This is a genomic window from Allorhizobium paknamense, assembly GCF_030815125.1.
GTDB classification, from domain to species: domain Bacteria; phylum Pseudomonadota; class Alphaproteobacteria; order Rhizobiales; family Rhizobiaceae; genus Allorhizobium; species Allorhizobium paknamense.
Genome location: NZ_JAUSWH010000044.1, coordinates 1 through 1,181, shown reverse-complemented (window position 1 = coordinate 1,181; position 1,181 = coordinate 1). Strand labels below are relative to the sequence as shown.

Annotated in this window: 1 protein-coding gene; it reads right to left on the bottom strand. The window is 59.1% G+C overall.

What is annotated here, in order from left to right:
• On the bottom strand, positions 1–1,181 hold a 1,181-nt coding region (gene istA / locus QO005_RS24165), incomplete at both ends, for an IS21 family transposase (protein WP_307160566.1).

Genomic DNA, 1,181 nt, shown 5'->3' with positions numbered 1-1,181 from the left:
AGTGTTGCCGACGGAGCCGGATCGCGGCTTCGCGCCAGAATGTTGATGATCACCGAGGCCGAGCAGACGCCGTGATCAAGCGCCTCCTGGCAGGCAGCTTCGACGGCGGTAAGGCCATCAGCAGGAACGCATCCCAGTATGGTGACCATCTGTCGATCACCGTCGTCAGCGCTCTTCAATCGCTTGCGGACCTTCTCCATCGCGGTTGGCAAGACCCATTCGCGGAACGGAGCGCCGTTACGCAAAGCACCGGGTTTGCGAGCAAGAACAGGAACATAGTGCCAAGGGTCGTAGATGGTGTCGCCACGACCAAAGCTGCGCTGGTGTTCAGCGACCGTCACTCCATCCTGCTTTATGACGACCCGATCAGCGTAAGCGTGAACCTCGACAGGGCGGCCGACGGCTGTCGACAGGACGGAATATTTGTTGTTGTCGAAGCGGACGGTACAGGTCTTCGACACCGATGCTGGGACGCTGTGGAACCCGTCGAATGGACCGACGTAGCGCACAAGGCTGCCACGCTCGGCCTCGAACATCTGCCAGATCGTCTGCACCGTCTGTTCGGGATGACTATGGGCCTTGGCATAGCCAACGCATTTATCGAGGAGCCAAGCATTCAATTCCTCCAGGCTTTTGACCCTGAGACGCGGCGTGAAGAAGCGCTCGCGCACAAGGCCGACCTGGTTCTCGACCTGACCCTTCTCCCATCCCGATGCAGGGGTGCAGGCGACCGGTTGAACGAGATAATGGCTGCACATTTGCAGGAAGCGGCGATTGTACAGCCGCTCCTTGCCGATAAAGACCGCCTCGACCGCCGTCTTCATATTGTCGTAGATGCCGCGCGTGCAGGTGCCACGGAAGAAGTCGAAGGCCTTGTCGTGGGCGTCGAAGACCATCTCCTGGCTCTCACGCATATAGGCTCGGGCAAACATCATCCGGCTGTGGCAGAGGCGGACATGAGCGACCTTCACAGTGGTCGTTACACCGTTGATCAGAACGATCTCATGGCTCCAGTCGAACTGATAGGCCTCGCCAGGTGCATAATAGAGCGGCACATAGGCTTCGGCCGTCACGGCACCTCGATCCTTCGACCATCCTTTCGCGTAGCGTCGGATAGCATCGTAGCTGCCGTCATAACCCAGCGCCCGAAGCTCCTCGTAAATCCGGATCAGTGTAAGGCG